At 71.8% G+C, this 25,874-nt stretch carries 28 protein-coding genes and 1 pseudogene; 14 read left to right on the top strand and 15 right to left on the bottom strand.

Translation table 11 applies throughout. The features are described 5' to 3' along the window. Window positions 1-242: 242 nt before the first annotated feature. Both SAM23877_RS35670 and SAM23877_RS35675 read right to left on the bottom strand, forming a co-directional pair. The gene (locus SAM23877_RS35670) at window positions 243-1,844 is read right to left on the bottom strand and encodes a serine/threonine-protein kinase (RefSeq protein ID WP_053125757.1); all 1,602 of its coding nucleotides are present in this window, start codon (window positions 1,842-1,844) and stop codon (window positions 243-245) included. A 136-nt stretch (window positions 1,845-1,980) separates the two neighbouring features. Beyond that, entirely contained in the window at window positions 1,981-2,259 is a 279-nt protein-coding gene (locus SAM23877_RS35675; RefSeq protein WP_053125755.1) for a hypothetical protein, read from the bottom strand. 93 nt (window positions 2,260-2,352) lie between these two features. On the opposite strand from SAM23877_RS35675, the gene SAM23877_RS35680 reads away from it, so the two are divergent. After that, window positions 2,353-3,354, top strand: coding sequence for a DUF389 domain-containing protein (locus SAM23877_RS35680; protein ID WP_053125753.1), 1,002 nt, complete (start codon window positions 2,353-2,355; stop codon window positions 3,352-3,354). A 76-nt stretch (window positions 3,355-3,430) separates the two neighbouring features. Here SAM23877_RS35680 and SAM23877_RS35685 read toward each other — a convergent pair whose 3' ends face one another. Then, window positions 3,431-4,168 (bottom strand): VOC family protein, encoded by a 738-nt coding sequence (locus SAM23877_RS35685; RefSeq protein ID WP_053125752.1) that lies wholly within the window; start codon window positions 4,166-4,168, stop codon window positions 3,431-3,433. Window positions 4,169-4,349: 181 nt separating this feature from the next. Here SAM23877_RS35685 and SAM23877_RS35690 point away from each other — a divergent pair, with 181 nt between their 5' ends. Then, window positions 4,350-5,123, top strand: coding sequence for a tetratricopeptide repeat protein (locus SAM23877_RS35690; protein ID WP_244902877.1), 774 nt, complete (start codon window positions 4,350-4,352; stop codon window positions 5,121-5,123). 119 nt (window positions 5,124-5,242) lie between these two features. On the opposite strand, the gene SAM23877_RS35695 is transcribed toward SAM23877_RS35690, so the two are convergent. From SAM23877_RS35695 to SAM23877_RS35705, 3 genes are all read right to left on the bottom strand, one after another. Further along, entirely contained in the window at window positions 5,243-6,712 is a 1,470-nt protein-coding gene (locus SAM23877_RS35695; protein ID WP_053125749.1) for an oxygenase MpaB family protein, read from the bottom strand. Further along, window positions 6,712-7,431 (bottom strand): polyprenyl diphosphate synthase, encoded by a 720-nt coding sequence (gene uppS, locus SAM23877_RS35700; RefSeq protein WP_053141984.1) that lies wholly within the window; start codon window positions 7,429-7,431, stop codon window positions 6,712-6,714. The genes SAM23877_RS35695 and uppS overlap by 1 nt, the downstream gene beginning before the upstream one ends. 326 nt (window positions 7,432-7,757) lie before the next feature. Then, window positions 7,758-9,266, bottom strand: coding sequence for a helix-turn-helix domain-containing protein (locus tag SAM23877_RS35705; protein ID WP_053125747.1), 1,509 nt, complete (start codon window positions 9,264-9,266; stop codon window positions 7,758-7,760). A gap of 236 nt (window positions 9,267-9,502) precedes the next feature. Here SAM23877_RS35705 and SAM23877_RS35710 point away from each other — a divergent pair, with 236 nt between their 5' ends. After that, window positions 9,503-10,126, top strand: a complete 624-nt coding sequence (locus SAM23877_RS35710; RefSeq protein WP_053125745.1) for a hypothetical protein — start codon at window positions 9,503-9,505, stop codon at window positions 10,124-10,126. A 114-nt stretch (window positions 10,127-10,240) separates the two neighbouring features. Here SAM23877_RS35710 and SAM23877_RS35715 read toward each other — a convergent pair whose 3' ends face one another. The 5 genes from SAM23877_RS35715 to SAM23877_RS35735 all read right to left on the bottom strand — a co-directional run bounded on the left by SAM23877_RS35715 (window position 10,241) and on the right by SAM23877_RS35735 (window position 14,452). Continuing rightward, window positions 10,241-10,549 carry an SCO5918 family protein gene (locus SAM23877_RS35715; RefSeq protein ID WP_053125743.1) on the bottom strand — a complete coding sequence of 103 codons (309 nt, stop codon included), beginning with the start codon at window positions 10,547-10,549 and terminating at the stop codon, window positions 10,241-10,243. A 49-nt stretch (window positions 10,550-10,598) separates the two neighbouring features. Further along, window positions 10,599-11,003 carry a CBS domain-containing protein gene (locus tag SAM23877_RS35720; protein WP_053125741.1) on the bottom strand — a complete coding sequence of 135 codons (405 nt, stop codon included), beginning with the start codon at window positions 11,001-11,003 and terminating at the stop codon, window positions 10,599-10,601. Between the two features lie 47 nt (window positions 11,004-11,050). Then, complete coding sequence (locus tag SAM23877_RS35725; RefSeq protein WP_053125739.1) at window positions 11,051-12,550, bottom strand: DEAD/DEAH box helicase; 1,500 nt, start codon at window positions 12,548-12,550, stop codon at window positions 11,051-11,053. 348 nt (window positions 12,551-12,898) lie between these two features. Continuing rightward, window positions 12,899-13,102, bottom strand: a complete 204-nt coding sequence (locus SAM23877_RS35730) for a cold-shock protein (RefSeq protein ID WP_003973099.1) — start codon at window positions 13,100-13,102, stop codon at window positions 12,899-12,901. 450 nt (window positions 13,103-13,552) lie between these two features. Beyond that, the gene (locus tag SAM23877_RS35735) at window positions 13,553-14,452 is read right to left on the bottom strand and encodes an aminoglycoside phosphotransferase family protein (RefSeq protein ID WP_053125737.1); all 900 of its coding nucleotides are present in this window, start codon (window positions 14,450-14,452) and stop codon (window positions 13,553-13,555) included. Between the two features lie 451 nt (window positions 14,453-14,903). Between SAM23877_RS35735 and SAM23877_RS35740 the strand changes: the two are divergent. From SAM23877_RS35740 to SAM23877_RS35750, 3 genes and pseudogenes are all read left to right on the top strand, one after another. Beyond that, window positions 14,904-15,709: pseudogene (locus tag SAM23877_RS35740) on the top strand (SDR family oxidoreductase). Between the two features lie 249 nt (window positions 15,710-15,958). Then, the gene (locus SAM23877_RS35745; RefSeq protein WP_053125735.1) at window positions 15,959-17,158 is read left to right on the top strand and encodes a hypothetical protein; all 1,200 of its coding nucleotides are present in this window, start codon (window positions 15,959-15,961) and stop codon (window positions 17,156-17,158) included. Between the two features lie 10 nt (window positions 17,159-17,168). After that, a complete protein-coding gene (locus SAM23877_RS35750; RefSeq protein ID WP_053125733.1) occupies window positions 17,169-17,759 on the top strand; it encodes a hemerythrin domain-containing protein in 591 nt (196 codons plus the stop codon). A 198-nt stretch (window positions 17,760-17,957) separates the two neighbouring features. Here the strand turns inward: SAM23877_RS35750 and SAM23877_RS35755 are convergent, their stop codons facing one another. Continuing rightward, window positions 17,958-18,479 (bottom strand): hypothetical protein, encoded by a 522-nt coding sequence (locus SAM23877_RS35755; RefSeq protein ID WP_053141982.1) that lies wholly within the window; start codon window positions 18,477-18,479, stop codon window positions 17,958-17,960. 142 nt (window positions 18,480-18,621) lie between these two features. Between SAM23877_RS35755 and SAM23877_RS35760 the strand changes: the two genes are divergently transcribed. Genes SAM23877_RS35760 through SAM23877_RS35770 form a run of 3 tightly spaced genes read left to right on the top strand, consistent with a single transcriptional unit; the run spans window position 18,622 to window position 20,986 of the window. Beyond that, complete coding sequence (locus tag SAM23877_RS35760; protein WP_053125731.1) at window positions 18,622-19,110, top strand: hypothetical protein; 489 nt, start codon at window positions 18,622-18,624, stop codon at window positions 19,108-19,110. Between the two features lie 20 nt (window positions 19,111-19,130). Continuing rightward, the gene (locus tag SAM23877_RS35765) at window positions 19,131-20,294 is read left to right on the top strand and encodes a zinc-dependent alcohol dehydrogenase (RefSeq protein ID WP_235614667.1); all 1,164 of its coding nucleotides are present in this window, start codon (window positions 19,131-19,133) and stop codon (window positions 20,292-20,294) included. Continuing rightward, window positions 20,291-20,986, top strand: a complete 696-nt coding sequence (locus SAM23877_RS35770; protein WP_053125727.1) for a catalase family protein — start codon at window positions 20,291-20,293, stop codon at window positions 20,984-20,986. The genes SAM23877_RS35765 and SAM23877_RS35770 overlap by 4 nt, the downstream gene beginning before the upstream one ends. Before the next feature lie 266 nt (window positions 20,987-21,252). Here the strand turns inward: SAM23877_RS35770 and SAM23877_RS35775 are convergent, their stop codons facing one another. The 3 genes from SAM23877_RS35775 to SAM23877_RS35785 form a co-directional block, all read right to left on the bottom strand. Continuing rightward, window positions 21,253-21,936 (bottom strand): hemerythrin domain-containing protein, encoded by a 684-nt coding sequence (locus tag SAM23877_RS35775; RefSeq protein WP_053125725.1) that lies wholly within the window; start codon window positions 21,934-21,936, stop codon window positions 21,253-21,255. Continuing rightward, window positions 21,933-22,112, bottom strand: coding sequence for a hypothetical protein (locus SAM23877_RS35780; protein WP_053125721.1), 180 nt, complete (start codon window positions 22,110-22,112; stop codon window positions 21,933-21,935). The genes SAM23877_RS35775 and SAM23877_RS35780 overlap by 4 nt, the downstream gene beginning before the upstream one ends. A 198-nt stretch (window positions 22,113-22,310) precedes the next feature. Further along, window positions 22,311-23,036 carry a GAF and ANTAR domain-containing protein gene (locus tag SAM23877_RS35785; protein ID WP_053125719.1) on the bottom strand — a complete coding sequence of 242 codons (726 nt, stop codon included), beginning with the start codon at window positions 23,034-23,036 and terminating at the stop codon, window positions 22,311-22,313. A 319-nt stretch (window positions 23,037-23,355) separates the two neighbouring features. Here SAM23877_RS35785 and SAM23877_RS35790 point away from each other — a divergent pair, with 319 nt between their 5' ends. The 5 genes from SAM23877_RS35790 (at window position 23,356) to SAM23877_RS35800 (ending at window position 25,744) form a co-directional block, all read left to right on the top strand. Next, complete coding sequence (locus SAM23877_RS35790) at window positions 23,356-23,586, top strand: DUF5133 domain-containing protein (protein ID WP_053125717.1); 231 nt, start codon at window positions 23,356-23,358, stop codon at window positions 23,584-23,586. Between the two features lie 22 nt (window positions 23,587-23,608). Continuing rightward, window positions 23,609-24,055 carry a DUF6098 family protein gene (locus SAM23877_RS35795; RefSeq protein WP_053125715.1) on the top strand — a complete coding sequence of 149 codons (447 nt, stop codon included), beginning with the start codon at window positions 23,609-23,611 and terminating at the stop codon, window positions 24,053-24,055. Between the two features lie 147 nt (window positions 24,056-24,202). After that, a complete protein-coding gene (locus SAM23877_RS38680; RefSeq protein WP_053125713.1) occupies window positions 24,203-24,397 on the top strand; it encodes a hypothetical protein in 195 nt (64 codons plus the stop codon). 33 nt (window positions 24,398-24,430) lie between these two features. Next, window positions 24,431-24,601 carry a hypothetical protein gene (locus tag SAM23877_RS40470; protein ID WP_167355219.1) on the top strand — a complete coding sequence of 57 codons (171 nt, stop codon included), beginning with the start codon at window positions 24,431-24,433 and terminating at the stop codon, window positions 24,599-24,601. Between the two features lie 417 nt (window positions 24,602-25,018). Beyond that, on the top strand, window positions 25,019-25,744 hold the full coding sequence (locus SAM23877_RS35800) for a GAF and ANTAR domain-containing protein (protein ID WP_053125712.1): 726 nt from the start codon (window positions 25,019-25,021) through the stop codon (window positions 25,742-25,744). The last annotated feature ends 130 nt before the right edge of the window (window positions 25,745-25,874 follow it).

A 25,874-nucleotide genomic window follows, 5' to 3' on the forward strand; every position in this document is an offset into this window, starting at 1 on the left:
GAAACTGACCACGCCCTCGGGACCGGACACGGCACCGTGCTCCCGGCGGCAACTCGGAAGCGGCGCTCTGAGGGAAAGCCTCCCGCAGTGATCCCCGGCCCCCGGCCCCCGGCCCGGGGAGCACGATGCGCGCGGAGTCCGGCTGCTCCCGCGGGGACGCCCCCACGCAGGCGCCGCGACCTGCTCGGCGGTCCGCCGGCTGCGCGCCCGTCACCGCGTGCGCGGGCCCGCCGCCCCACCCCTCAGGCCTTCTTCTCCCAGACGGTCATGCCCAGTTGCAGGAAGGCCTCCTCGCGCAGGGCCGTCTGCTTGACCTGGATCCTGAGCGCTCCGACGTCGCCCGAGTCGTTCCCGACACAGAGCTGGGTGCCCTCCTCGGCCGCCGCGAGGGACCAGGTGCGGTACTCGGGACTGGTGGCGCCGCTGAGGAGGTGGCGGCAGACGTCGAGGGAGGCGGCCTTGCCGTTGAACAGCTGCACGAACAGGCTGGTGTCGCTCTCCAGCGCGCAGGCGTCGTCGTCCTCGCAGTTCAGACGGATGTCGCCCGCACGGTCGGTGCGGAGCTTCGGTTCGTCCAGGCTCAGGGAGTTCGTCTCGTACAGCAACGCGGGGGACAGCACCTCCGTTCCCGAGGACGCGGAGGCGTCCGGGGCGGACCGCGACGGCCCGGGGGAGGCGCCAACGGCCTGCGGAGTGCTCGACGGTGACGCCGTGGACCGGGCGGAATGCGTCGGTGCGGGAGCCGAAGGGGAGTTGTCCGCGGCCCGCTCGCCGAGGCCGAACCGGTCACCGGCGAACCACGTCCAACCCGTCAGCACCAGAGCGCCCGCCGCCACGGCCCCACCCGCGATCAGCGCGGCTCGCCGTCCGCGCGGCACCCGGCGCCGGGCGGGCCCGAGCAACAGCGTCGAGGCCGCCGTCGACGGATCCACGGGAGTGCCCACCGGGTCCGGAACACTCGCCTCGGGTCCCGTGACCTCGCGCCACACGGCCGGCCCGGCGCCCGCGTCGGCGTCCGCTCCAAGACGCTCCCGGCACCACTCGACGACCTCCGCCGGCGTGGCCCGCTCCCGCGGATCGGGCGCCAGACACCGGGCGAACAGCGGACGCAACGGCTCCGGCAACCGGGACAGATCGGGTTCCTCGTGCACGATCCGGTACAGCACGACCGGCGCTATGCCCTCCCCGTACAACGGTTCGCCCAGCGCCGCGAAGGCCGCCGTCTGGGCCAGGGCGAAGACGTCGGTCGCCGGGGACACCTCACCGGCGGTCGCCTGCTCGGGCGCCATGAAGTGCGGCGTGCCGACCGTTGCGCCGGTAGCGGTGTGCGAGGAGAGGTCGGCGGCGACCGAGATACCGAAGTCGATCACCCGCGGCCCGTCAGCGGCCAGCAGCACGTTGGATGGCTTGAGGTCCCGGTGCACCACCCCCACGCCGTGGATCGCCTCGAGCGCCTCGGCCACGCCGGCCATCAACCACAGCACGGCGGACACCGGCAGCGGGCCCCGCCGGGCAACGGCCGCCGTCAGGGACGGCCCGGGCACGTACAGCGTGGCGAGCCAGGGCGGTACGCCGTCGGTGTCGGCGTCGACGAGTTCCGCGGTGTAGGCGCCCCTGACCCGGCGGGCGGCCTCCACCTCCCTGCGGAAACGCCGCCGGAAGCCCGGATCGTCGGCGAGCTCCGGCCGCACCACCTTGATCGCCACCGGGCGGCCGCCCTGGGTGTGCGACAGGTACACCCGGCCCATGCCCCCCGCGCCGAGCCGGGCCACGAGCCGGTAGTCGGCCACGACAGCGGGGTCACCCGCCTGAAGCGGCTGGAACACCTCGGTGGTGCTGCTCATCGAACCGTCATCCCCCTGCTCCCCGGCCGGCCGACGGGCCGGCCCGGGACAGAAGCCTAGACGGGAGCAGCGGACCGACTGACCTGGGACGTTGAGAACTGCCTCCCGCAGGAGGCGGCCACCGTCCGCGCCGGTGTCACGGACGCGGGCGGTGCCGGGACGTCCCGGCGTCGAGCGGGGGCCGCGGGCCACGGTCCTGCCGGCCCGGCGGGAGGTAGTACCGCAGCACGCGGGAGGTCCAGCGGGCGATGCCGTACTCGTCCGCGGCGGGATCGCTCAGGTGCGGATCGAAGTCGCTCTCGGTCTTCAGCATCGCCGCGACGAGGGCGGGCGAGACCTGCGGTGCGGCGCAGGCGGTGCCCGCCGCACGATCGCGGGACGGGAGCGGGCGGCGTACCCGAGTGCTGAGTTCCACCGGGCCGGCCGCGCGCCCTGATGGCCGACGTGACGTTCACGCGGGTCGTGTTCCTGCCCGGAGGGGACGGCCCCGGTCACGATACTGACCCACATGCCCGGCCAACTCCGTGCCAAGGTTCTGCCCGACCGCCAACGCCGCTCTCTGGACGACCTCCAGCAGGACCTCGACCTCTCGTCGGGGGACAGCCGCTCGAAGCAGTCGGCCTTCTGGACCATGCTCACGCTGTCCGCCGTGATCGCGGCGGGCGGCATCCTGACGGACTCCACCGCCACCGTCATCGGCGCGATGATCATCGCACCGCTGTCCACCCCCATCATGGGAATCGCCCTCGGTGCCGTACAACGCCGCCGCACCACCGCCGCCGCCTTCGTGACCCTCGGATGCCTGCTGGTGATCCTGGTCGGGGCAGTGGCCTCACTGGTCGTGCCCCAGTCCTACGACCTGCTGACCAACAGCCAGATCTCCGGCCGGACCTCCCCGGGCCTACTGGACCTGATCTCCGCCCTGGCCACGGGCTTCGCCGGCGCCGTGGCACTGGCCCGCAAGGATGTCGCCGCGGTCCTGCCCGGAGTGGCCATCGCGATCTCCCTCGTACCGCCCCTCGTGGTCACCGGCGTCTGCGCCGGCCAGGGGGCGTGGTGGCCGGCGCTGGGCGCGCTGGTCCTCTTCTCGTCCAACCTCTTCGCCCTCGTCTTCGCCGGCATGGTCGTCTTCACCGCCCTCGGATACACCCGCCCCGCCGGACGGCGCGTCCTGCGGCGGCCACGCCGCGCCCACGTCATGCTCGGGCTGCTCTTCACGGCCGTCATGCTCCCCCTGGGCGCCCACACGGTCGCCACCGTGCTGCTCAACACCTGGACCCTCAGAGCCAAGAGCGCCGCCGAGCGGTGGCTCACGCACACCCCCGGCGCGATGGTCACCAGCGTCGACGCACAGTCCCGGACCCTGTACATCCACGTACGCAGCCCCGGCGACCTGCCCCCGGTCGAAGGGCTGCTCAGCAATCTTGAAGGGCACATCCCCGACGGCATCCCCATCGTGGTCGACGCCACCCGCGGCCGGCAGATCACGGCCGGCAGGGTCGGCGGATGACACCGCCTGCCGGAACCGGCGAGAGCCGCGCCGCACCGTCTTCGCAGGAGCGGAACGGACGGGGCTTCCGCGCCGGTCAGCCCCGGCCCAGAACGCAGAACTCGTTGCCCTCCGGGTCGGCCAGGACGACCCAGGGCACGTCGCCCTGACCCACGTCGGCCCGTACCGCGCCGAGCCCTTCGAGCCGGGCGGTCTCCCTCGCCTGGTCCTCGACGGGGTCGGACATCACGTCGAGATGGACGCGGGTCCACACGGCCTCGCCGTCGGGCACGCGGCGGAACTCCAGGTACGGTCCGACGCCCTTGACGGAGCGCAGCAGGGCGCGGTCGTCGCTCAGCTCGTGGACGGTCCAGTCGAGCGCCTCGCCCCAGAACCCGACCATGGCCCGCGGATCGGCGCACTCGACGACCACGGCGGCTATCGGCCCGGTGTCCCGGTAGAGGTCCCGAGGCTCCAGGACCGTGAACACGTTGCCTTCCGGATCGGCCAGCACCGTCCCCCGCGCGTCACCCCGGCCCCCCTCGGCGGGCGTCGCCCCGAGCTCCTGGAGACGTTCGACCATGTCCGCCCGGTGGGCATCGGAGGCGGTGGCGAGCTCGAGGTGCACGCGGCACTTCACCGTCTGCGGATCCGGGACGCGTACGAGATCGACACAGACGGCGGAGGGGTCCGGCCAGTCGAAGCCCACGGGTTCCAGGTTGGTGACGCCGGGTCCTTCGCTGGACACCCCCCAGCCGAGCGCCTGCGCCCAGAAACGGCCGAGCGCCGAGTCGTCCCCCGCCTTGAAGTTCACCTGAACCAGTTGCAGCGTCATGCCGCAGTACCTTAGGTGATCTCCCCTCGGACAAGGGCGCGAACAGCATCCGCCGAACCCTCCGCTCGGCCCTCGAATGCCTGAACTCCCGGTCATGAGATTCTTCCGGCCGCGCAGCCGAAGCCGAAGCCGAAGCCGAAGCGGAAGCGGAAGCGCCGCCCGACGTATGACGGGAACGCCCTTGGCAGAGGCCAAAGCCCTCTACGAAGCCGGGCGTTACGCAGAGGCGGAGGCCGAAGCCCGCGCCGTGGCCCGGTCGCGGCCGCAGGACGACGAGTACGCCGCCGCAGCGCTGAACATCGCCGCGATCGCGACGGGCGCCCAGGGCCGCCACGCCGAGGCACTCGACACCTACGACGAAGCGCTGCCCGTCTCCAGCAGGATCTTCGGAGCCGATCACTTTCTGACCCTGAAGCTGCGCTCGGACCGCGCCCAGGCGATGACCGCACTCGGCCGGCACGCCGAGTGCGAAGCGGAGTGTGCGGCCGTCGCCGAGATGGCGGGCCGCGGCACCGGCCCGGACATGGCACGCCTGGCGGGGGCCGCCCGCAACGGGCTCGTCTTCGCCCTCAACGCGCAGGAACGTCACCAGGAGGCCGAGACACTCGCCCGTCAGGCCCTGGCCGCCCATCGCGAACGTGACCGGTTGCCCCTGGTCCTGCGTCTGGGCCTGGCGCGCAGCCTCAACGGCCAGGCCCGCTGCGAAGACGCCCTCACCGAGGCGCAGGGCGCCGGCGAGCTGTACCGCGCCCTGCCCGCAGACCAGCGGCACCCCGATACGGGCGCCGTCGAAGTCGCCCTCGCCACCGCCCTGCTGGGACTGCACCGCACCCCCGAAGCCCGGGGCCGGGCCGCAGCCGCCCACGATGCCTGCCTGGCCTCCTTCGGCCCCGACCACCGCCGCACCGCCGAAGCCAGGACCCTGCTCGAGCACATCGACGGCACCCGACCGTGAACGCAGCAGTCCCGCTCGGGGCGGGTCACCGTACCCGGTGGGCACCCCGGAGTGGAAACGTCCATCCGGCGGAGCAACGGCTGCATGCGCCCGCCCCCCGTCTCCCTTGGGCACGCGTGTCAGGCGTCGGCGAGCAGGGGGTCGTACGGGGTGCTCGTGCGGCGTCCCGACATGAAGGACAGGAAGTCGCCCACGAAGGCGCTGCGGCTGCAGGTGCCGTCGGTGGTGGCCAGGTCGCGGTGGAAGGCGGTGCGGAAGAGGGCCCGGTACTCGTCGGCGTCGATGGTTCCGCTGCCGTCCTTGTCGGTGACGTCGAAGAGGACCTCGGCGGCGCGGATGAGGGCCGGCCCGGCGAGTGAGGGGACGGCGGCGGCGTACTCGCCGGCGCTGACGCGGCCGTCGCCGTCCGTGTCGAGGGCGGCCTGCAGCTCGCGCCACCAGGCGGCGAAGGCGTCGTAGAGACGGGTCTCCTCGGGCTCGTCCAGGTCGAGGCGGGTGGCCAGTTCGCGGGCCATGGCGGCGAGGTCCGGCCAGTCGAGGTGGCCGTCGCCCGTCTGGTCCAGCACCTTACGGAAGAAGTCCTCCGCCGAACGCCGGCCCTCTTCCGAGCCCGGAACGGAGGCTGCCGGGCCCGGCTCGGGGCCGGGGTCGTCGCTCAGCGGCGACAGGAGACGGAGCAGGGCCGCCGCGCGCCGCATACGGGAGCGCAGCGCGGTCACGGTCCGGGCGCGGGGGTCGTCGCTGTCGGGAGAGAGGGAGAGGACCTCGATGATGCTCTCGGCGTTGATCCAGCCCTGTGGCAGGAAGCGGGCGAGCCCGGTGGCCAGGTAGGCCCCCTGCATGAGGGCCGCGGCGCCGGGCATCTCCGGCAGACCGGCCCGGCGCCGGTACGGCTCGGGAAGCGAGGCGACGGTGATCGCCCCCAGCAGCGGACCGGCGACGGTGCGGCCGGCCGCCCACAGGGCCGGTGCACCGTCCAGCAGCGCCGGGGCGGGCAGGTGGTCGAAGAGCCGGTAGAGGATGACGCGGGCCGCTTCGGTGTTCTCCAGCTCGTTCTCGACGACCTCGTCGAAGTACCGCCAGAAGTCGCCCAGTTCCTCAGGAAGCGCGGTGGCGTCGCCGTCGAGCGCGGCGAGGAAGGCGCGGTACTCGGCGTACATCCGCTCCATCGTGTCCTGGCCGAGCGGCTGGCCGCTTAGCCGGCACATGGTGACCGCGCTCTCGAAGAGCGTGGCGACCACCCAGGCCCGGGCGGACCGGTCCATCGCGTCGTAGGCGCGGCCGCGGGAGTCGGAGCCGCTCATCCGGGCGTGCAGCCGGTTGAGCCGGGCGGCCTCCCGTTCACGGACCGACGCGTCCGCGCCGAACATCCGCCGCATGCTCAGGAAGGTGTTGCGCAGCCGGCGCCAGGGGTGGGCGACGAAGGTGGAGTTGTCGACGAGGGCGGCGCCGATCTGCGGGTGCGCGGCCTCCAGCACAGTGGCGCGGATCATGGCCAGGGCCCAGCGCGGGTCGTCGAAGAAGGAACCGAACTGGGATTCCGGCCCGAACAGGGGTACCTCGCCGGTCGCTGTCGTGGTGTCGCTCATCAGGAACGGTCTCCGTTCGTCGCGGCCGGCACGCCGCCGAAGCGGCGGTCACGGCACCGGTAGGTATGCAGGCAGGCGAGGAAGTCCGAGGCCCGGAAGTCCGGCCAGAGCACCTCGGGGAAGACCCACTCGGCGTAGGCGACCTGCCAGAGCATGAAGTTGGAGATGCGCTGCTCGCCGGAGGTGCGGATGACCAGATCCACGTCGGGGGTGTCGGGGAAGGGCAGGTGGTCCGCGAACAGCTGCTCGGTCACCTCCTCGGCGGCCGTCCCGCCGCGGATCAGCGACCGTGCGGCCTCCACGATGTCGCGGCGCCCCCCATGGTCGAAGGCGACGGTCAGCGTCATCCCCCGATTGCCGGCGGTCAGCGTCGTCAGGTCCTCGAAGTCCCGGGCCAGTTCGCGGGGGATGCGCGGGTCGGCGGCCCCCAGGAAACGGCAGCGGATGCCACGGGCCAGCAGCAACGGCGCATGCTTGCGCACGACCCGGCGCACCAGACGCATCAGGAACGCGACCTCAGGGCCGGGACGGTTCCAGTTCTCGGTGGAGAAGGCATACAGGCTCAGCCACTCGACTCCGGCGGCCCGGGCCGCCTCGATGGTGTCGATGACCGTGGTCTCCGCGGCTCGGTGCCCGTCGGTGCGGGGAAGCGAACGCCGCTGCGCCCAGCGGCCGTTGCCGTCCATCACGCAGGCCACGTGCCGCGGCACCCCGCGCACCGGTCGACCGTCCTGCCGCTGCCCGCCGAGCCCGTCACCGTACTGCGGTGCGCCCGGCCGCTCCTGCGGATCCGCGCGTGCACGCGGAACACCGCGGTCCTCCAGGCCCGGCCCCGTTCCGCTCGAAGCGGCATGCTCGATGGCACCGTGCTTGGTCACGCCCACCCCGTCTTACCCGATCCACGCCCCGCCAGAGCCCTTGTCTGCGGCAGTCTGACAGTGTGAAAGGGGCCCTGACCGGCCAAAGGGGCGGCCGTCACCCTTGACGCGTACGTTCGGGTCCCTGGCAGGCGACCGGGCGCACGTGGCCCCCCACGTGCCCGTCCTCAGCTGTAGGGCCCCCACCGGCGTTCCAGGGTGTCGTACAGGTACCGGGGCAGACCGGCGATGGCGCTGGTGCGGAACGGGCGGCCGTCGTCGTCGATGCGCACGGTGCCCCGGCGGCCCTGGGAGGACCAGTCCAGCTCCAGGTACCAGCGGCAGTCGCACGAGCTGGTCTTGGCCGTGACCAGCAGCACCTCGGGGTCCTTGGCCGAGACGCGGTAGGGCATCCGCACGGCCGGGATCGGCGTGCCGGTGTCGTTTCCGGCGACCGCGCGGGCGATGGGTCGGTCCTTGTCCAGGTCCACGTCGAAGTACCGCGGAGTGACCGCGCCGCCACAACCCTGGTCCATGGCGTAGGCGTTGCCCTCGGCCGGTGCCGTACGGCCGACCACGCGCACGCGCAGCGCCTCCAGCACGACGGCCGTGTCGCTGCGCCCCTGCACCGACAGCCGCACGAGCGTCTCGCCGCCGTGCACCGCGCTCTGCGTCGCCGCCCAGGGCGCCGCGTCCTGCGGGGCGGGGGGCGGGGGGACCTGGCCCGGCGGCTTGGCGATGACGTAGTCGTGACCGCAGCCGAGCTCCCAGGCCTGGGAGTCGACGGACCAGGCGAGCGGCAGCCCGGCGGACTCCTCGCCGCGGGGCGCAACGGAGGTCGCACCGGGCGGCCGAGAGGTGCCCGGCTTCTCCTTGGGGGTGGCGGAGCCCGACGGCCGCTCGGAGGCGGGGGTGCCGCTCGGGCCGGGCGAGGCGCCCCGTCGCTCAGGCACACGGGCCTGCGCCCTGCCGGAGGGCGCCGGACCGGACGTGCTGGGACCGGCATCGGCCCGGGCCGGACCGTCGGCGGACGCCCGCCGCCCGTCGGGCAGCGCGGACAGGGCCCCGAGCGTCGCGAGCACGGCACAGACGCAGGCCAGCCCGGCCACCGGACGTCTACGGCGGTACCAGGCCCGGCGCGGCGGCGCGGGCACACCGGGCACAGGGTCCGCCTCGCCGACCGGACGGCCGCCGGCCGGATGGCCGCCGGCCGTCATCGCCGTCGTCGCCGGGGCGACGACCGGGCCGCCGTGGGTGTCCGGGGCGGCCAACGGGCCGCCGTCGCCCTTCGGTCCTGCCGTGTCCGGCCCGGTGCTGCCCTCCACCGCGGTGTCCGGTCCGTCCGCCGCGGCGTTCACGGCCGTCTCCGTCTCCGTCGCCGCCGCGGCCTTGGGCGCACTCCCCGCCGCCCCCGCTCTACGAGGCCGGCTGCGGACCGCCACGGCCAGCAGCCAACGGCGGTGAAGTTCCAGACGCTGCTCCGCGGTCGCCCCGCACAGGGCCGCGAAGCGTTCCACGGGAGCGAAGTCGAGCGGCACCGCGTCACCCGCGCAGTAGCGGTGCAGTGTCGAGGTGTTCATGCCCAGACGGCGGGCCAGCGAGCCGTAACTGCGGTCCGTGCGCTCCTTCAGCGCCCGCAGCAGCGCCGCGAACGTGGCCACCTCGTCGACGCCGCTGCCGTCGTCCTGTGCCGACACAGGCCCCCCTGGTCCTCGTACGCCCCCGCCCGGCCCCGGGACGGTATCCCAGGCACCCCATGTACCTGCACGTCACAGGGGCTGGGATGGTTCCACCGTGCCCGATCGGCCGCCGGCTGTTGCGCCCGGCCGCTGTGACCGCTGATGCTCTTGGTACCGCACCGGCCAGGCCCGGGCCGACCAGCCGGCCTCGCCGCGGCATCCACCACCACGCACTCACCCACGGGGGAACTCTCATGTCCTTGCGCATCCGAACGAGCGCTTGCACCGCACTGGCCGTCGCCGCCCTCGCGGCGGGCACGGTCCTCACGGCACCGGCCGCCGGCGCCGCGCCGAAGGCGGCCGCGCCCACGTTCCTGTCGGCCTCCCAGCTGCCGCCGCACCCGACGTCGTCCTGGACCGCCGGCCCGGTCACCGAGGGATTCCCGGAGGGACTCGGCCTCTGCGTGAGCACGGAGGGCGTGCCCTCCTACGACTACCGGCACCGGGAGTTCTGGACCGACCTGGACACCACCGCCGTGCAGTTGACCGTCGTCACGGGCACGGCCGCCCAGGCCAAGGCGTTGGCGAAGCACTACGACGACCTGGTCCGCACCTGCGCCGACCGCATCGAGGAGACCACGCCCGACGTCGAGGCCGAGAGCCGGGACTACGGCAAGCTGCCGGTCGAGGAAGGCGCCCGCGTCCGCGGCCTGCACACCGAGACGACCTGGGGCGCCACCGACATCGCCCTGCTGTCGGTCGGACGGGACGGCAGGACCGTCACCGTCGTGAAGTGGGGCCAGATGGGCGACTTCCACAACGCGCCCGTGACCGCCTTCAAGAAGACCACGACCACGGCCGTCAACAAGCTGTACTGACCAGGCGGCCACCGCAGACGCCAGGGCCGTCCTTTCGCCACGGGGGTCGGAAGGACGGCCCCGGTACCGGTCACGCCCCGGGCGGGGACTGCTGCTCCGGTCAGCGTGCGTCGGTCAGACGGGCAGGGGAGTGCCGAGCATCGCGGAAGCCCGCTGGAACGCGCTCTGCACGCGGACGGGTGCGGCCTCGGGGACGGTGCGGCAGGTGAACCCGAGCCGGGCCATGGCTCTCAGCACCTCTCCGGCGCTGAAGTCGCGGCGGTCCTGGCGGGTGATGACCTGGCCGACCTGCTTGACGGGGTAGTGGCGTCGCCCGATGATCACGGACTCGCCGGTGACCGGCTCGGGTTTGATGCCCTTCATCGATTCCAGCACGCCGTTCTTGGTCAGGTCGAACGGGAAGCGGGCGATGACACAGCGCATGATGCCTCACAGGCAGAAGGGGAGGGTGGGCCTGACCGCCGTCCAGCGGTCAGCGGAAGAGCGCAAGGACGCCCAGGACGCTGCCGTGTTCGTCGACCACGGGCACGGGCCCGAGCCGCCCGCAGGGCACCGCGTCCTCGGCTTCGGCCCTCGTGGCCGACGGTGACACGAAGGGCTGGCTGCCGTCGGTGATGTCGGCCAGGCGGATCCGGTCGGTGTATCCGGAGCTGTCCCGGACGGCGGTGAGCCGGGCCTGGGTGACCAGGCCCACGCACCGGGCGTCCTCGTCGCAGACCACCAGATGCTCCGCACGTGCGGCGGCCATGACGGACAGCGCCACCTCGACGGTCATGTCGTACCAGACCTGCGGTCCGGCCGCGTCCATGGCGTCGACCACCGTGCCGTGCACGGGGTGAGCGCCGACGGAGCGAGCCGGTAACTGTCCAAGCGCCAACGGGTGCCTCCTGTGCGGATGGGCCGGACTCTTGATCAAGGACAGGTCTATGCGGCGGCCACAGCGGCACCGGGCGGAAGCACGGCTGCGCGGCGGGTGGCCGAGGCGGGGCGGCGTCGGCCGCGTGAGGTGGAGCCGCGCTTCTTGGGGCGCTCGGCCACGGGTGCGGTGATGACGACGGGGATGCCGGAGGGTGCCTGGGCGCCGGTGATGCGGTGGAGGTCCTCGGTGCCCGCGCGGACCTGGGTGGTCTGCGGGACGATGCCCGCGGTGGCCATGAGGCGGGTCATGCCGCGGCGCTGGTTGGGGGTGACCAGGGTGACGACGCTGCCGGACTCGCCGGCGCGGGCGGTGCGGCCGCCGCGGTGGAGGTAGTCCTTGTGGTCGGTGGGCGGGTCGACGTTGACGACGAGGTCGAGGCTGTCGACGTGGATGCCGCGGGCCGCGACGTTGGTCGCCACCAGCACGCTCACGTGTCCGTCCTTGAACTGGGTGAGGGTGCGGGTGCGCTGCGGCTGGGACTTGCCTCCGTGCAGGGCGGCGGCCCGTACCCCGCTGTTGAGGAGGTGCTCGGTGAGGCGGTCGACGGCGTGCTTGGTGTCCAGGAACATCAGCACCCGGCCGTCGCGTGCGGCGATCTCGGTGGTGGCCGCGTGCTTGTCGGCGCCGTGGACGTGGAGCACGTGGTGCTCCATGGTCGTGACGGCGCCGGCCGAGGGGTCGACGGAGTGGACGACGGGGTCGCTGAGGTAGCGGCGCACGAGCAGGTCGACGTTGCGGTCCAGGGTGGCGGAGAACAGCATGCGCTGGCCTTCGGGGCGGACCTGGTCGAGCAGGGCGGTGACCTGCGGCATGAAGCCCATGTCGGCCATCTGGTCGGCCTCGTCCAGGACGGTGACGGCGACCTGGTCCAGGCGGCAGTCGCCGCGGGTGATGAGGTCCTTGAGACGCCCGGGGGTGGCGACGACGATCTCGGCCCCGCCGCGCAGCGCGCTCGCCTGCCGGCCGATGGGCATCCCGCCCACCACGGTGGCCAGACGCAGCTTCACCGAGCGGGCGTAGGGGGTGAGGGCGTCGGTGACCTGCTGGGCCAGCTCACGGGTGGGCACGAGCACCAGCCCCAGCGGCTGCCGGGCCTCGGCGCGCCGTTTGGCCGTGCGGGCCAGCAGGGCCAGCCCGAAGGCCAGGGTCTTGCCGGAACCGGTGCGCCCGCGGCCGAGGACGTCGCGGCCCGCGAGGGAGTTCGGCAGGGTGGCGGCCTGGATCGGGAAGGGGACCGTCACGCCCTGCGAGCCGAGTGCGGCCAGCAGTTCCCGGGGCATGTCGAGATCGGCGAAGGCGTCCGCGGAGGGCAGCGCGGGGGTGATCGTCTCGGGGAGGGCGAACTCGCCCTGCATCGCGGCGGGCCGGCGGCCGTGACCGGCGGAGCGGCTCGGTCCGCCGGAGCGGCGCGGGGCGGGCGAGCCGAAGCGGCTGTTGCCCCTGGCGGAGTCGCCGCCGTTGTTACGGGTGCGGGCGAAACGGTCGTTCGTACGTGTGCGGTTCATGCGGAACCTTCCTCGACGCGGCGCATATCAAGGAATTCCCGCAGCGGAAAGCAGCACGGAGAACTGCATGAAAGGCCGGTGGAACGCGGCAGCGAATCCGACCCGCGAAAAGAATCCATGCGGGTGAAGACGCTGAAAGGGGTGGCGTGGTGTGGAATCACTGTTCGAAGCGCCCACGGTGACAGCTGGGAAGGGATGCGTCTGCACCCTTGAAGGATGGTCCGTGTGCGGTGAGCCTACGGATTCCTGGTGTCGTCCCCAGGTGAAACCACCACGGGAAAACGCATGCAGCTGGGGCCCGCACCCCGAAGGATGCGGGCCCCAGCTACAAGTACGCGACAGTCAGCGTCAGGCGGGAACGATGTTCTCGGCCGTCGGGCCCTTCTGGCCCTGTGCGATGTCGAAGTTCACCTTCTGGCCCTCCAGCAGCTCGCGGAAGCCCTGGGCGGCGATGTTCGAGTAGTGGGCGAACACATCAGCGCCGCCACCGTCCTGCTCGATGAAGCCGAAACCCTTTTCCGCGTTGAACCACTTCACGGTACCAGCAGCCATGTCATTTCTCCTTCGGGGCAGTGCACCGGCAGTCCGCACCGTGCGGACACCGTGTCGCCGCAATGATCACCCCGCCCGGAAAAAGACCGGAAGTACAAAAGCGTTTCCAGCGGCACAGGACCGGCCGGAGAGCACTTGATTCGGGAACCACAACTGCAACTGAGATCGACAGTAGCACGCCGCAGCGGCCCGTGTACGGTGAAGAATTCCCCTCCCCTCATTGCGGCAAAGAACCTGTCCGCCAGTTCCGCTGAAATCTCGGCTCGCGAACGCAGATATGGGCGCACCCGCGCGACGGCAAATGTGGCGCACCCGCGCTTCCGCGCCCCGGTCGCCCACCGGCCGGAGAACCCCTTCGCGAGCATCCGGCCTCATGCGGAGGCTGCCACCATGAGGTGGATCGCCGCTGAGTGCCGTGCCGTGCCGTGCCGTGCCGTGCCGTTGCCGTTGTCAGCCGACGAGGGCGTGGGTGATCTGCCGGGTCGTCTGCGCGGCGACCCGGGGGTTGACGGCGGCGTAGGAGGTGTAGGCGTTCAGGCCGGTGGCCAGGGCCCAGCCGCGCCCCCGCATCCAGGTGGCATCGTCCACGCCGAGCGCATCGCGGAAGGCGGCTCGGCTGTCTGCCGACATCAGGGTGAAGGCGATCATCAGGTCGCAGGCCGGGTCGCCTGTGCCGAGCCCGCCGAAGTCGATGACGGCGCTGAGGCAGCCGTGGGAGGTCAGCAGGTTGCCGGTGTGGAAGTCGCCGTGGAACCACACCGGAGAGCGGTCCCATCCGGGCGCGCTCAGTGCCGCGTTCCACAGTTGCGTCATCGCTGCTGTGTCGAACACGCCGTCCACCTCGGCGATGGCGGCCCGCGTCGCGCGGTCCCGGTCGGACAACGGACGGCCGGTGAGGGCTTCCCCGGCGTCCCCGGCGGGGATGTCCTCGAGGGGGAACCGCTGCAAGGCGGCCAGGAACCGAGCCAGTTCGATGGCCGCCTCGGGGGAGTCGCCCAGCGCGTCAACGGTCGCCACCTCGCCGTCCAGCCAGCGGGACACCGCCCACGGCCACGGGTAACCGAAGCCGGGGCCGCCCACTGCCACTGGTACCGGGATGGCCAGGGGGAGGTGCGGGGCGAGCTGGGGCAGCCACTGCGATTCCTTCCTGGCCTGCCCGATGGCTCCGGGATGGCGCGGAAGCCGGACGGACAGTTCCTCGCCCAACCGGTAGATCACATGATCGGAGCCGGCGGGGTCGAGCAGCTTCAGGGCCAGGTCCGCCCACTGCGGGAACTGAGTGTCGACCAGGCACCTGACCAGTGCCTCGTCGATCTGAGGGCGTGTTTCCGCAGTTCTCGCAGCTACCAAGAACAGCTCCCATGGCCGGCCCGCTCCGTGCGGCGGGCAGTCGCAGCCATCACAGTGGTTCACGGCTGCGTCTGTCGACCGATTTTGGAACGCGGGTGCTCCACCTCCTTGTGCTGGCTGCTGTTACCGCCGCTGGCGTGCAGGCCGCAACCCATACCCACTACCGGGCGCCCCGGCTGATCCCCTTCAACGCCCCAGTCGCATGAAGCGTGCTGGACGGCCGTCGGGCCCCGGCCGTTTGGGTTCACACGGCATGAACACGCGTGTGGGGGCGCCGCCGGTAGGCGGCCCCACAGACAGCCCAACAGCTCGCGAAGGGACCAGCATCATGGGGCAGAGGAAGGCAACGGGCAGGGCACCGGACGAGCGGCCGGCCATGCCGCAGGAGGAAGCGGAGATCACCCCGCCGTACCGCTTCCAGCGCCAGCAGCGCCCCGGCCTGGAGGCCGAGATGGAAGTGCGGCCGCGCTACCTCGCCCCCAACTACCGCGGTTCCGGCAAGCTGCAGAACAAGGTCGCCCTGATCACGGGCGGCGACTCCGGCATCGGCCGCTCGGTCGCCGTGCTCTACGCCCGCGAGGGCGCCGACGTCGCCATCGTCTACCTCCCCGAGGAGGAGCGGGACGCCGCCGAGACACGCGAGGCCGTGGAGAAGGAGGGACGCACCTGCCTGCTGCTCCCCGGCGACCTGTGCGACCCGTCCTTCTGCGCCGACGTGGTGAAGCGCACCGTCGCCGAACTGGGCGGCCTCAACGTGCTGGTGAGCAACGCCGCATACCTCAACAGCCAGAACGACATCACGGACCTCACGGCCGAGGACTTCGACCGGGTCTTCAAGACCAACGTCTACGCCTACTTCCACCTGCTCATGGCGGCCCTGCCGTACCTGTCGCACGGAGACGCGGTGATCGCCACCGCCTCCGAGGAAGCCCTCAAGGGCAGCGACATGATGTGGACTACGCGGCCTCCAAGGCCGCCATGGTGGTCTTCACCAAGTCCATCGCCTCGCACCTGGCGGCCCGGGGCGTCCGCGCCAACGTCGTCTCGCCGGGACCCACCTGGACCGTCCTGAACGTGGCAGGTCAGCGCTTTCCCGACGACTACCTCACCCACCTGGGCAGCTCTGCCCCGATGGGCCGTGTCGCCCAGCCGGAGGAGGTGGCCCCCGCCTACGTGTACCTGGCCTCGGACGCCGATTCCAGCTTCACCGTGGGGGAGGTGATCGCCGTCACCGGCGGCCTGACCGACACCCGGTGACCGGCCGGCTCCTGGCATCGTGTGCCGGCTCCGTCCCCGCGCCCCGTCTGCGGCGTCGGACAGGCACCGACGGGCGGCCGCTGAACCTCCCGACTAGGTCAGAAGGGGCACAGGATCGGCTGACTGGGCGTGGGACGTGGCGTGTTTCCTCCGGCCAGCGAAGCATGGGACTCCTGCCGACTTGGCGGATGTGAAGACGGCGAGCCCGGGGTACTCCACCGCTCGGCCTGTCAACGAGGAGAGTGCCTGATGACGTTCAATCCGCTGGAGCAGCGGGGTATCCCGCTGGACCGTCAGCTGCGGAGCTGGCGGGAACTGAACGTGGACCCAATCGACCCGGACCACTGCGACCCGTACACCCGCTGCCGGATCATCACCATGAACGGGATCGAGGTGGAGGCGATCCTGTTCAGCCACCAGCTCGCCCGCAACACCGTCGACCCCGAGGTCAAACGGCAGCTGGCGCGGGTGCGCTACATCGAGGCACAGCAGCAGAAGGTCGTGAACTGGCTGCTTCCAGGGGTGTCGTCGGTGCTGGAGACGACCATCGCCTACGAGCAGGTGGCCGTGGACCTGACGGCATGGGTGGCCCGTATGGAGCCGGACCCGTATCTGAAGCAGGCGTACCAGTTCGGGGTGCTGGAGGACTTCGACCACCTGTACCGGTACGCCAACCTGTACGAGATGATCGAGCACCGCAAGGCCGAGTCGATCGTCGACAACCTCACCGAGGTCATGCCCGGCCGTCCCACCAGGTTCCACCACCGCAACCCGGTGGACAACGTCCGCGACCCCTACGCCAAGGACGAGACGAACCCGCTGTCGAAGCTGCACGCGCTGACGATCATGTCGGCGGAGCAGCAGACCATGAACTTCTACATGAACACCGGCCCCACCTACATGGAGCCGATCGCCCGCCAGCTCTACCAGGAGATCGGGCTGATCGAGGAGGAGCACGTCACCCACTACGAGTCCCTGGTGGACCCGGGCGAGACGTGGTGGGAGCAGCTGGTCAACCACGAGTACAACGAGTGCTACCTGTACTACTCCTTCATGGAGCAGGAGAGCGACCCCAAGGTCAAGGCGATCTGGGAGCTGCACCTGAACATGGAGCTGGAGCACCTGCACGCCGCCTGCGACCTGATGCGCAGGCACGACGGCCGCGATCCCGCCTCGGTGCTGGCCCCCGAGCTGCCCAACGTGCTCACCTTCGAGCCGAACAAGGGCTACCTGCGCGAGCTGCTCGACACCCAGATGGACCTCACGACCCTGGGCGCGGGCTACGTACGCGAGGCGCACGAGCGGTTCGAGCAGATGCAGGAGCAGATCCACGGCGGCGAGGCCCCGCCGAGCGACCGGGTGATCCACGAGCACCAGGAGATGTTCGGCCGCGAGTACCGCGTCCAGACCGAGGGCGAGCACCCCGACCCCTCCCAGCGCGAGAAGTAGAAAGGCCGCGATGTCCGAGCTGAAGACTCCGCACGCCGGGGACGACATGGCCAAGGACGACGACGTCGTCTCCCTGCTGATGCGCCAGCACGGCGACATCCGCAACCTCTTCGACGAGGTCGAGGCCGCCACCGGCGAGGAACGCCGCGACGCCTTCCACCGTCTGGTGCGCCTGCTGGCCGTGCACGAGACGGCCGAGGAGGAGGTGGTGCACCCCTTCGCCCGCAAGGGCTTCCCCGGCGGCGAGCAGGTGGTCAAGGACCGCCTCGCCGAGGAGAAGGCCGCCAAGGAGACCTTGTCCGCACTCGACGAGATGGACACCGACGACCCGAAGTTCATGCCCCAGCTGCTCAAGCTGCGCAAGGACGTCCAGGAGCACGCGCGGGCCGAGGAACGCTACGAGTTCACCCACATCCGCCGCAGCACCGACGTCACCAACCTCGCCGCGATGGCCAAGGCCATCAAGGCCGCCGAAGCCATGGCCCCCACCCGCCCCCACCCCGGCGTCGAGTCCGGGGCGAAGAACATGGCGCTCGGACCGGTCGCCGCCCTCATGGACCGCACCAAGGACACCGTCCGCAAGGCCATGGGCAAGGGCTGACCACACCGGCCACCCCGCCTGCGACCAGGAAAGGATCCCGCCCGGGGGCGCTGCCGCGGCGCAGGCTGATCTCCACCGCGCTGGCCGGCGCGGACGCCCTTCAGCTGACGTACGGCGCGCTGGTCGCCAGGACGACCGGCGAGTGACCCCGTCCCGTGAGGCGCCGGGCACCTCACGAGGGAGCCGCTGGACGGCGGGTCATCCTCTCCGCGGCACAGGACCCACGTCGGCGTGGCGGCCGGGGAGCATGGCGGCGTGCCGTTGCCCCGGCCCGGGGCCCGAGCCGGCGGCCAGGGCGTCGGCCACCACGCCGGCGGCGAAGGCGTACACGCTCTTGTGGAGCACGTCGACGACGAGTTCGCGGCGCGGCCAGGTCTGGGGCGGGGCGCCGACGCCGGTGGCGTTCTCCAGGATCTGGTCGGTGGTGAGGCGGACGACGGTGAACTTCGCCGACGACCAGGGCCCCCGCAGCCCGGCGTGCGCCATCACCGACCGCAGCACGCCGAGAAGGGCGCCCTGCCCCACGTGCATGGCCAGGTTCACCGGCACAGGCTGACGGCCGGGATACTCCCGCATGCCGGTCAGGCGTTCCAGGGTCCGGGCGGGCACGTGGGAGTCACGGCGACCGGTCAGCCGCTGCTCCGCCTTCTCGCCCAGCGTCATCGCCAGCACCCCGGCCGTGCCGGCCACCAGCCCCTGCCACAGCGCGCGCTTCATCATGCCGTCGCGGGTACCCACGCCTCCCCGGCTCACTGGCCCGGCTCCCGCCCCCCTCCGACCGTTCCCGTTTCACTCCGGCGGTCACGGAAACCCGGCGCCGGACGGTGGGCCGCCGGGTGGCCACCGAAGCGGAGGGCTTTTGATGAAGAAGCTGGTGTGGACGGCCGCGGTCGCGGCCGCCGGGGCGGCGGCCGTGCGACGGTCCCGGCCGTCGCACAGGAGCGGGGAGCAGGCCGGCAGCCGGGCGCAGGAGTGGGCGGGTGACCGCTGGCTCACCGTGACGGTCAACCGGACGCCCGCCGATGTGGGTTCCGAGGGGAAGCTGCCGCCGCCGCTGGACGACCTCGCGGAGCGGATCGACGTGCAGATCCGGCCGGCACCGGGCGACCGCGGCACGGAACTGGCCGCACGCTTCAAGGAGCCCGTGCCCGCCGCGTCCGCCTCCGTGCCCGCACGCCTGGCCGGGCAGGACCCGCGCCAGGAGCTGCGGCGCGCGCTGCGTGACGCCAAGTCCCTGCTGGAGGCGGGTGAGGTACTGCGGCCCGACGCGCCGCCCACGACCCGCCCCACGCCGGGCGGCAAGCTGGTCGAGGTGTTCACCCGTCGCTCCGGCGGGGAGGGAGTGCTGTGAAGGCGCTGTGCTGGGAAGGCGTGAACAAGCTGTCCGTCGAGCAGGTCCCCGACCCGGAGCTGCGCAACGACCAGGACATCGTCGTACGACTGATCGCGGGCACCACCTGCGGCTCCGACCTGCACCTCATCGGCGGCTACATCCCGGCGATGCGCGCCGGTGACGTGATCGGCCACGAGTTCGTCGGCGAGGTCGTGGAGACCGGCTCCGCCGTGCGCAAGCACAAGGTCGGTGACCGGGTCGTCGTGTGCTCGTTCGTCGGCTGCGGACGCTGCTGGTACTGCGCCAACGACCTGTGGTCCCTGTGCGACAACACGAACACCAACCCGGGCGTCGGACAGGCCCTCTTCGGCTACGAGACCGCCGGCATCTTCGGCTACTCCCACGCCATGGGCGGGCTGCGCGGCAGCCATGCCGAGTACGTCCGCGTGCCCTTCGCCGACTACGGCGCCTTCAAGGTGCCCGAGGGCATCGACGACACCAGCGCCCTGTTCGTCTCCGACTCCGTGCCCACCGGGTGGATGGGCGCCGACCTGGCCGGGGTGAAACCCGGTGACGTGGTCGCCGTCTGGGGCTGCGGCGCGGTGGGGCAGATGGCGGCCAGGGCGGCGATCCTCAAGGGTGCCGAGCGGGTGATCTCCATCGACCGCATCCCCGAGCGGCTGGCCATGACCGAGCGGTACGTCGGCGCGGAGACCCTCGACTACACGAGCACGGACGTCGCCGCGGAACTGCGCGAACGCACCGGCGGACGCGGCCCGGACGTGTGCATCGAGGCCGTCGGCATGGAGGCGCACAGCGACGGCCCCGCGCACCTGTACGACCAGGCCAAACAGCAGCTCCGCCTCCAGAGCGACCGGCCCACCGCCGTACGCCAGGCCATCCACGCCTGCCGTAAGGCCGGCACCGTCTTCATCCTCGGCGTCTTCGCCGGAGCCGTCGACAAGTTCCCGCTCGGCGCCGTGATCAACAAGGGGCTCACCGTCCGCGGCGCCCAGATGCACGGCCAGCGCTACATCCCGATGCTCCTGGAGCGGCTCGCCGCCGGCGAGATCGAGACGGCCCACCTGGCGACCCACACCCTCTCCCTCGACCAGGCGCCCAGGGCCTACGACATGTTCAAGCAGAAGACCGACGGCTGCGTCCGCGCCGTCATCCGCCCCGAGCCCCGAGGGGCCGCATGACCGTCAGCCGCCTCGCTCGCCCTCTGGCGGGCCGGGTGGCCCGGTGGCGCTCGGCACCGGCCCTGCACCCCCACGGCGTGCTGTGCACGGGAACGCTGACCGTGGCCGGCCGCACGGACGCCCGCTGGGACGTGCCCTGGCTGGACCGGCCCGGCACCTACCCGGCGACGGTGCGCTGGTCCCGGGCGCTCGGACTGCCCCGAAGGCTGCCGGACGGCCTGGGCCTGGCCGTGCGCGTCGAGGACGCCGACGGCCCCGGCAACACACTCGACCTGCTGTTCACCTCCAGCCGAAGCGGCCGGCTCGGCCGGCACCTGCCGCTGCTGCGACCCGACGCCCTGAAGGGGCCGTACTCCACCCTGCTGTCCTACCGGATGGGAGATCGCGACCGGGTACTGGCGGCCTTCCCCGCCTCGGATGCGGACGCCACCTCTGGAGACACCCTGCCGACGCTGTGGCAGGAACTCGCCCGCCGGCCCGTCCGCTTCGACCTGCGCGCGGCCGCCCCCGACGAGCCGTGGACCACCTTCGCGTCCCTGTCCCTGGAAGCCGCGCACACCGCCCCGGCCACCAGCACCGTGTCCTACGACCCCTACGCCCACAGCCTTCCCGGACTCCGGCCCACCGGACGACTGCGCCGCCTGCGCGACGCCGCCTACGCCGGCTCCCGCCACGGACGAACCACCGCCTGACGACGGCCGGCTCGGCCTGGTGTACGCCGGTGCAGGCGATGGACCCGGCCTTGCCCTCCCGCGGGGTGAGACACGGGCAGAGCTGCCGAACAAGAGGGCCGGGTCAGTGGGGCAGCAGGTGGAAGCCGGTGCTCAGGGCGCCGGCGCAGACCAGCAGGAGCGACGCACCAACGGCGAGCCGTTTCAGGAGCATACGGCGCAAGGCGGCGTACCGGGCTTCGTACTCGCCCCGCAACTGGTCGGCCCGTACGGCAACGGCCGGCGGGTCAGATGCACGTACGCCGGACAGCGCGACGCACCAGGAGGGTGACGGCCGCCGCTGCGCCGGTGCCCGCGGCGACCAGTGCAGCGCGGCGGACGGCCGGAGCGGTGGCAGGGGCAAGGTCGCGCAACCGGTCGAAGGCGCTGAGCGGGAGGCCGCTCAGCGCGTTGCCGGGCGGACGCCGAGACACCGCGGGGTGAGGATGCGTGGGCGCGCTCACGCGCACCGCCTCCCAGGCAGCACCGATCTGCCGTAGCCGGCGATCGCTCAGAGCTTCACGCATCCGCGGCAGCAGCTCGTCCTCCTCGTCACGGATGTCCTGCGCGATCAAGGCGAACGCTTGCCGGATCCACGCGCCGCGGTGAGGGTCCTCGGGGGACTTCTCGATCCGGGCGATCAGCTCGTTGATCTCTTGATGCTCCTGCTCGACGCGCGCGGTGAGGTCCTGACCGTCGGCGCTGATACGCCGCAGGACGGGCCACAGCACGGTCTCCTCGGCGAACGCGTGGCTGAACACCAGCTGCACGATCTCCCGCCACAGCTCGTCCTGCCCGTCAGGCGCCATACCGCGGGCGAGGTAGCGGTGCATCATCGAGTCGAGCCTGGCGTGCTCTCGCCGCTGCCGCATCAGAATGCTGCCCGCTCCTCCTAGCCGGGCAGTGTCCTGCTCGCTGATCGAGACGGTCATGACGAGCCCTCCGCCGGCCCCTCGGCGGGGTCCGTCGTCGCATCCGTGCGTTCCGCGTCGGACGACGTCGATCGGTCCTGTCGGCGCCGGCGTTGCTCGTCTTCGGGGTGGACGTCCTTCTCACCGGTGACGTGTTCCAGCGGGTGGGACAGTTCATCGTCGTTCTGCCTGCTCATGACGGCTCCTCACTGTCTGGAGCCCGGGTCCCCTGCATGCGGGCATCCGACCACCTCAATGCCGTCGAAAGCGTGGACCGTACTCCTCGCCGTTCAGACGCCACCCACTGTGCACGCCGCGCCACTCTCCCGATAAGGATCAGGAAAGGGAACACCAGGCGGCTTCGCACACCGCGTGAGCAAACACCCAGCGCATGCTCAGGGCGCGTTCGGAGGGCCGCGCAGAATGTCCGCGGTGATGTCCGCGAGTGTCTTCCCGGTGCGAAAGGCATCGGCCCGCATGACGGCCAGCGCGTCCTCGTGGCTCAGCCGCCGGCGCTCGGCCAGGGCCACGACGGCACGCGCGGTGTCGAACCAGTGGGCACGCACGACCGGCTCCGGTTCCCAGGCAGGCGGCCGAGAACCGGTGATGATCAGTTCTCGTACCGGAAGGAGCGCGGCTGCCACCGCGTCGGCCACCTCGGAGGCCACCTCCAAGCTCTCACCGTGCAGGGCGCGGGCCCGAAGCCCCAGCAGGTCGATCGATCCCAGCACGTAGTCGCCGAAGAAGAGGGGGAGTGCGTACACCGATCTCACGTGCGGCAGTTGCTCCCGCATGGCCGCCCCGAACAGCGGCCACGGTGTCAGCTCGTCTGCAAGGTCGTCCACGGCCACCAGCTCACCCGTGTGCGCGGCACTGATGCAGGGGCCCTCCAGCACCGTGAACTGGATCTCCTCCAGGCACAGCGCGGCATCGTCCGACGCGGCGAGCAGCTGGCGGGAAGGCGTGTCGGTCAACAGCGACACCGTCGCACCATCCACCCCCAGCCCGTCGCGGACGGCCGCACACACCCGGCGCGGGACCTCTTCGACGGCACCGCCTTTCACGGCGGACGCGACGAGCCGCGCTGCGAGGCTGTCGTCCGCGGTCACCGCGCAGCCCACCGCACCGGCGGGGGAGCGGCGTGGCCGTGCTCAGGAACACGGTGACGGTACGCACCGCGCATCGCACGGCGCCGGAGGCGGGAGGTGGCAGGAGGCTGACGTAGTGCCATGCGGGGCGGAATACCCGGTTGGCTCGCCTCCACACGAAAGCCTGGTGCGCAGCGTGGGGCGCCGGCTTGGTCTCCCGACGCCGGCAGAGCAGTTGCACACCGCCGAGCACCCGGTCCGGGCCTGTGAATGCATCGGCATGGCGCCCGGGGCCCGGGGAACACGCATCGGTGTATCACCCATGTGAGTGGGGCGAAAAGGGAGAATCGCGATGCTCATGGCACACCCGGCGGTGCTGAAGGACCTCATCGAGCAGTACGAGACGCTGCAGACCCTGCATGCCGAAAGGGGCACTGAGGAAACGCGTCGCCGGATGGAGGACGTCGCCTACACGCTGTGCGTCTCGACCGGCACCCGCGACATCGACTCGGCCTTCCTGGCCGCCCGGCGCCGACTGGACAACGCCGTGCCCGCGCAGGACGGCACCCTTCTCACCACCTGACCCACCCCGCGCGATCAAGCTCATGAGCACCGCTATGCCGACCCTCACCAGCCTCGACGACCTGGTCCGCCTCCTCGGTCGCCGCCAGGGCCTGTATGTCCGCTGGTCCCGCGGACCGGAATATGACCTGGTGACCGGCTGCAGCTCGGATGAGCTGACCGGCGTCAGGCTGCCGGGTCTTTCGGCCAGCCCGCTGGATGTCGAGGACTGGTGGGGGACACGGTCCGTGCGCGTCTGGGTGGCTCGACGGCTGTACGACTACTGCCACCTGCCTCGCGTCAGGGACCCCGGTACCCGGCCGTGGGTCCTGCACGGCGCCGAGCAGGCCCGCGGGCCGGACAACGAACCGCTGGTGACAAACGTCGAACCCCTCGGCTGGATCGCCGGTGAGGTCATCACCAAGGCCAGGCGGATCATCACCGAGCAGCCGGGGGCGTGGGGCCCGCTGGACCGCAGCAGGGCCTCCTGAAGATGTTCTTGCGGGCCTGGAAACGCCCCGTCGCGTGGCGGCTGACGTTTTCGCCGCGGACGCCTGGCTGAACGTTTCACACGGGGACCATGCGCCACCCGTAACGGACAAGCCTCTCGACGAACACAGGCGGAGCAAGGAGGAGCGATGTCGAACCCGCAACAGCCCGAGCTGCGGCGCAGTGACAAGGGAGCAGGCACACCGCAGGACAGCCAGTCCCGCAAGGCGGCCCAGCCCGGCCACGAGGGCGGTGGCCGCGCCCATGGCACGGACCGCGGAAACAAGGGCGGAGGAGAAGGCGGCGGTACGCCTCCGGAGCAGCAGCCGGACCACCCGGCCTGAGCCGCTTCGCAGAAGAACGAGCAAGGAGAAACCGTGACCGTTCCCGAGGAGAACCGCCCGAAGACGACGTCCACCGACGACGTCATCGAGGCGCCCGAGGAGAAGACGACCGCCGAGCAGGCGGACGGCGCCACCGGGCGCACCATGCGGGAGGCGATGGAGGAAGCCGGGCTCAGCCCGGACGACGTACGCGAGGAGAGCTGACCCGTCGGCAGACGGGCCGGTCCCGGCGGATACGCACGAGCCGTCAGGCCGGGGCCGGCTGCACATCGGGTATGTCGAGGCCCCCGGCCGGCCTGGGAAGACCTGGGCACGGCGGCCGGGGGCTTCGGCGGGCCCGGGCCGGCTGCCTGCGAAGCGGTGCTGCGGGGCCGAAAGCCGCGGCAAAACGATGCCTGTCCTTCGCATGGCGGGCCGCGGCTGAGCGTGTGGTACCTACCGGCCCCTCCTGTCGCGCGTCTAGGGTGGGCTGTAGACGAGAAGACCGTGCTGCTCCGGTGGCTGTGCCGGAGTGAAGCGGCGGTCGCACTGAGGTGTTCCTTCGGATTGCGGAGTCCGTTGCCCCGGTGGCACGAGGACGATGCCGACCGAGAAGGCCATGCGCCTGATGAAGGAACCGTGATGAGTGCCCAGGACGCCTACGACGGCAACCACATCACTCAGTGGCTGCTGGAAACCGATTCGCTGGAGGACTTCCTCCAGGTGCTGGCAGATGCCGCCCTGGAGCTGTCGCACGTCGAAGGCGTCGGCGTCACCCTGGAGCGTGAGGGCCGGCCCGTCACCGTGGTCAGCGCAGGGCCCCCGGCACCGAAGCTGGACGAGAAGCAGTACGGTCAGGACGACGGTCCCTGTCTGCAGTCGCTGCGCACGGACGAGGAGGTCACCGTCCGCGACATGCTCGACGAGAGCAGGTGGGGCGACTACCCCGCCTACGCCGCCTCCTGCGGCATCCGGTCCTCCCTTTCGCTGCCGATCGCCGCCCACACCCACACCGCCGGCGCCCTCAACCTGTACGCCGGCCCGCCCGCCGCGTTCGAGGATGCCGACCTCACCGCCCTGCGTTCGCTGGCGGCCCAGGCCACCGGTGGCATCGCCCTGGCCCAGCGCATCGCCGACACGCAGGAATTCGCCGATCAACTGCAGACCGCCATGCAGTCCCGCAGCGTCATCGACCAGGCTCTCGGTGTGGTCATGGGCCAGAACCGGTGCACCGCCCAGGAAGCCTTCACGATCCTGCGCTCCGCCTCCCAGCACCGCAACATCAAACTCCGCGACCTGTGCAGGGAGTTGATCACCGGTGTCACCGGCCGGCCTCCCGACCCTCCTGATCTGCGCCCCCGCCCATGACACGACCGACCGGCCGGATCTCCGCCCGGGCGCCGGCCACTGCTGCAGCGGACAGTGACCGGCGTACCGGCCTGCGAGCGCCGCACCCCGCAGGGCCCTTGGTGGGGCCGCAGATCGCCATGGAACGGGC

Source organism: Streptomyces ambofaciens ATCC 23877, from assembly GCF_001267885.1.
GTDB lineage: Bacteria > Actinomycetota > Actinomycetes > Streptomycetales > Streptomycetaceae > Streptomyces > Streptomyces ambofaciens.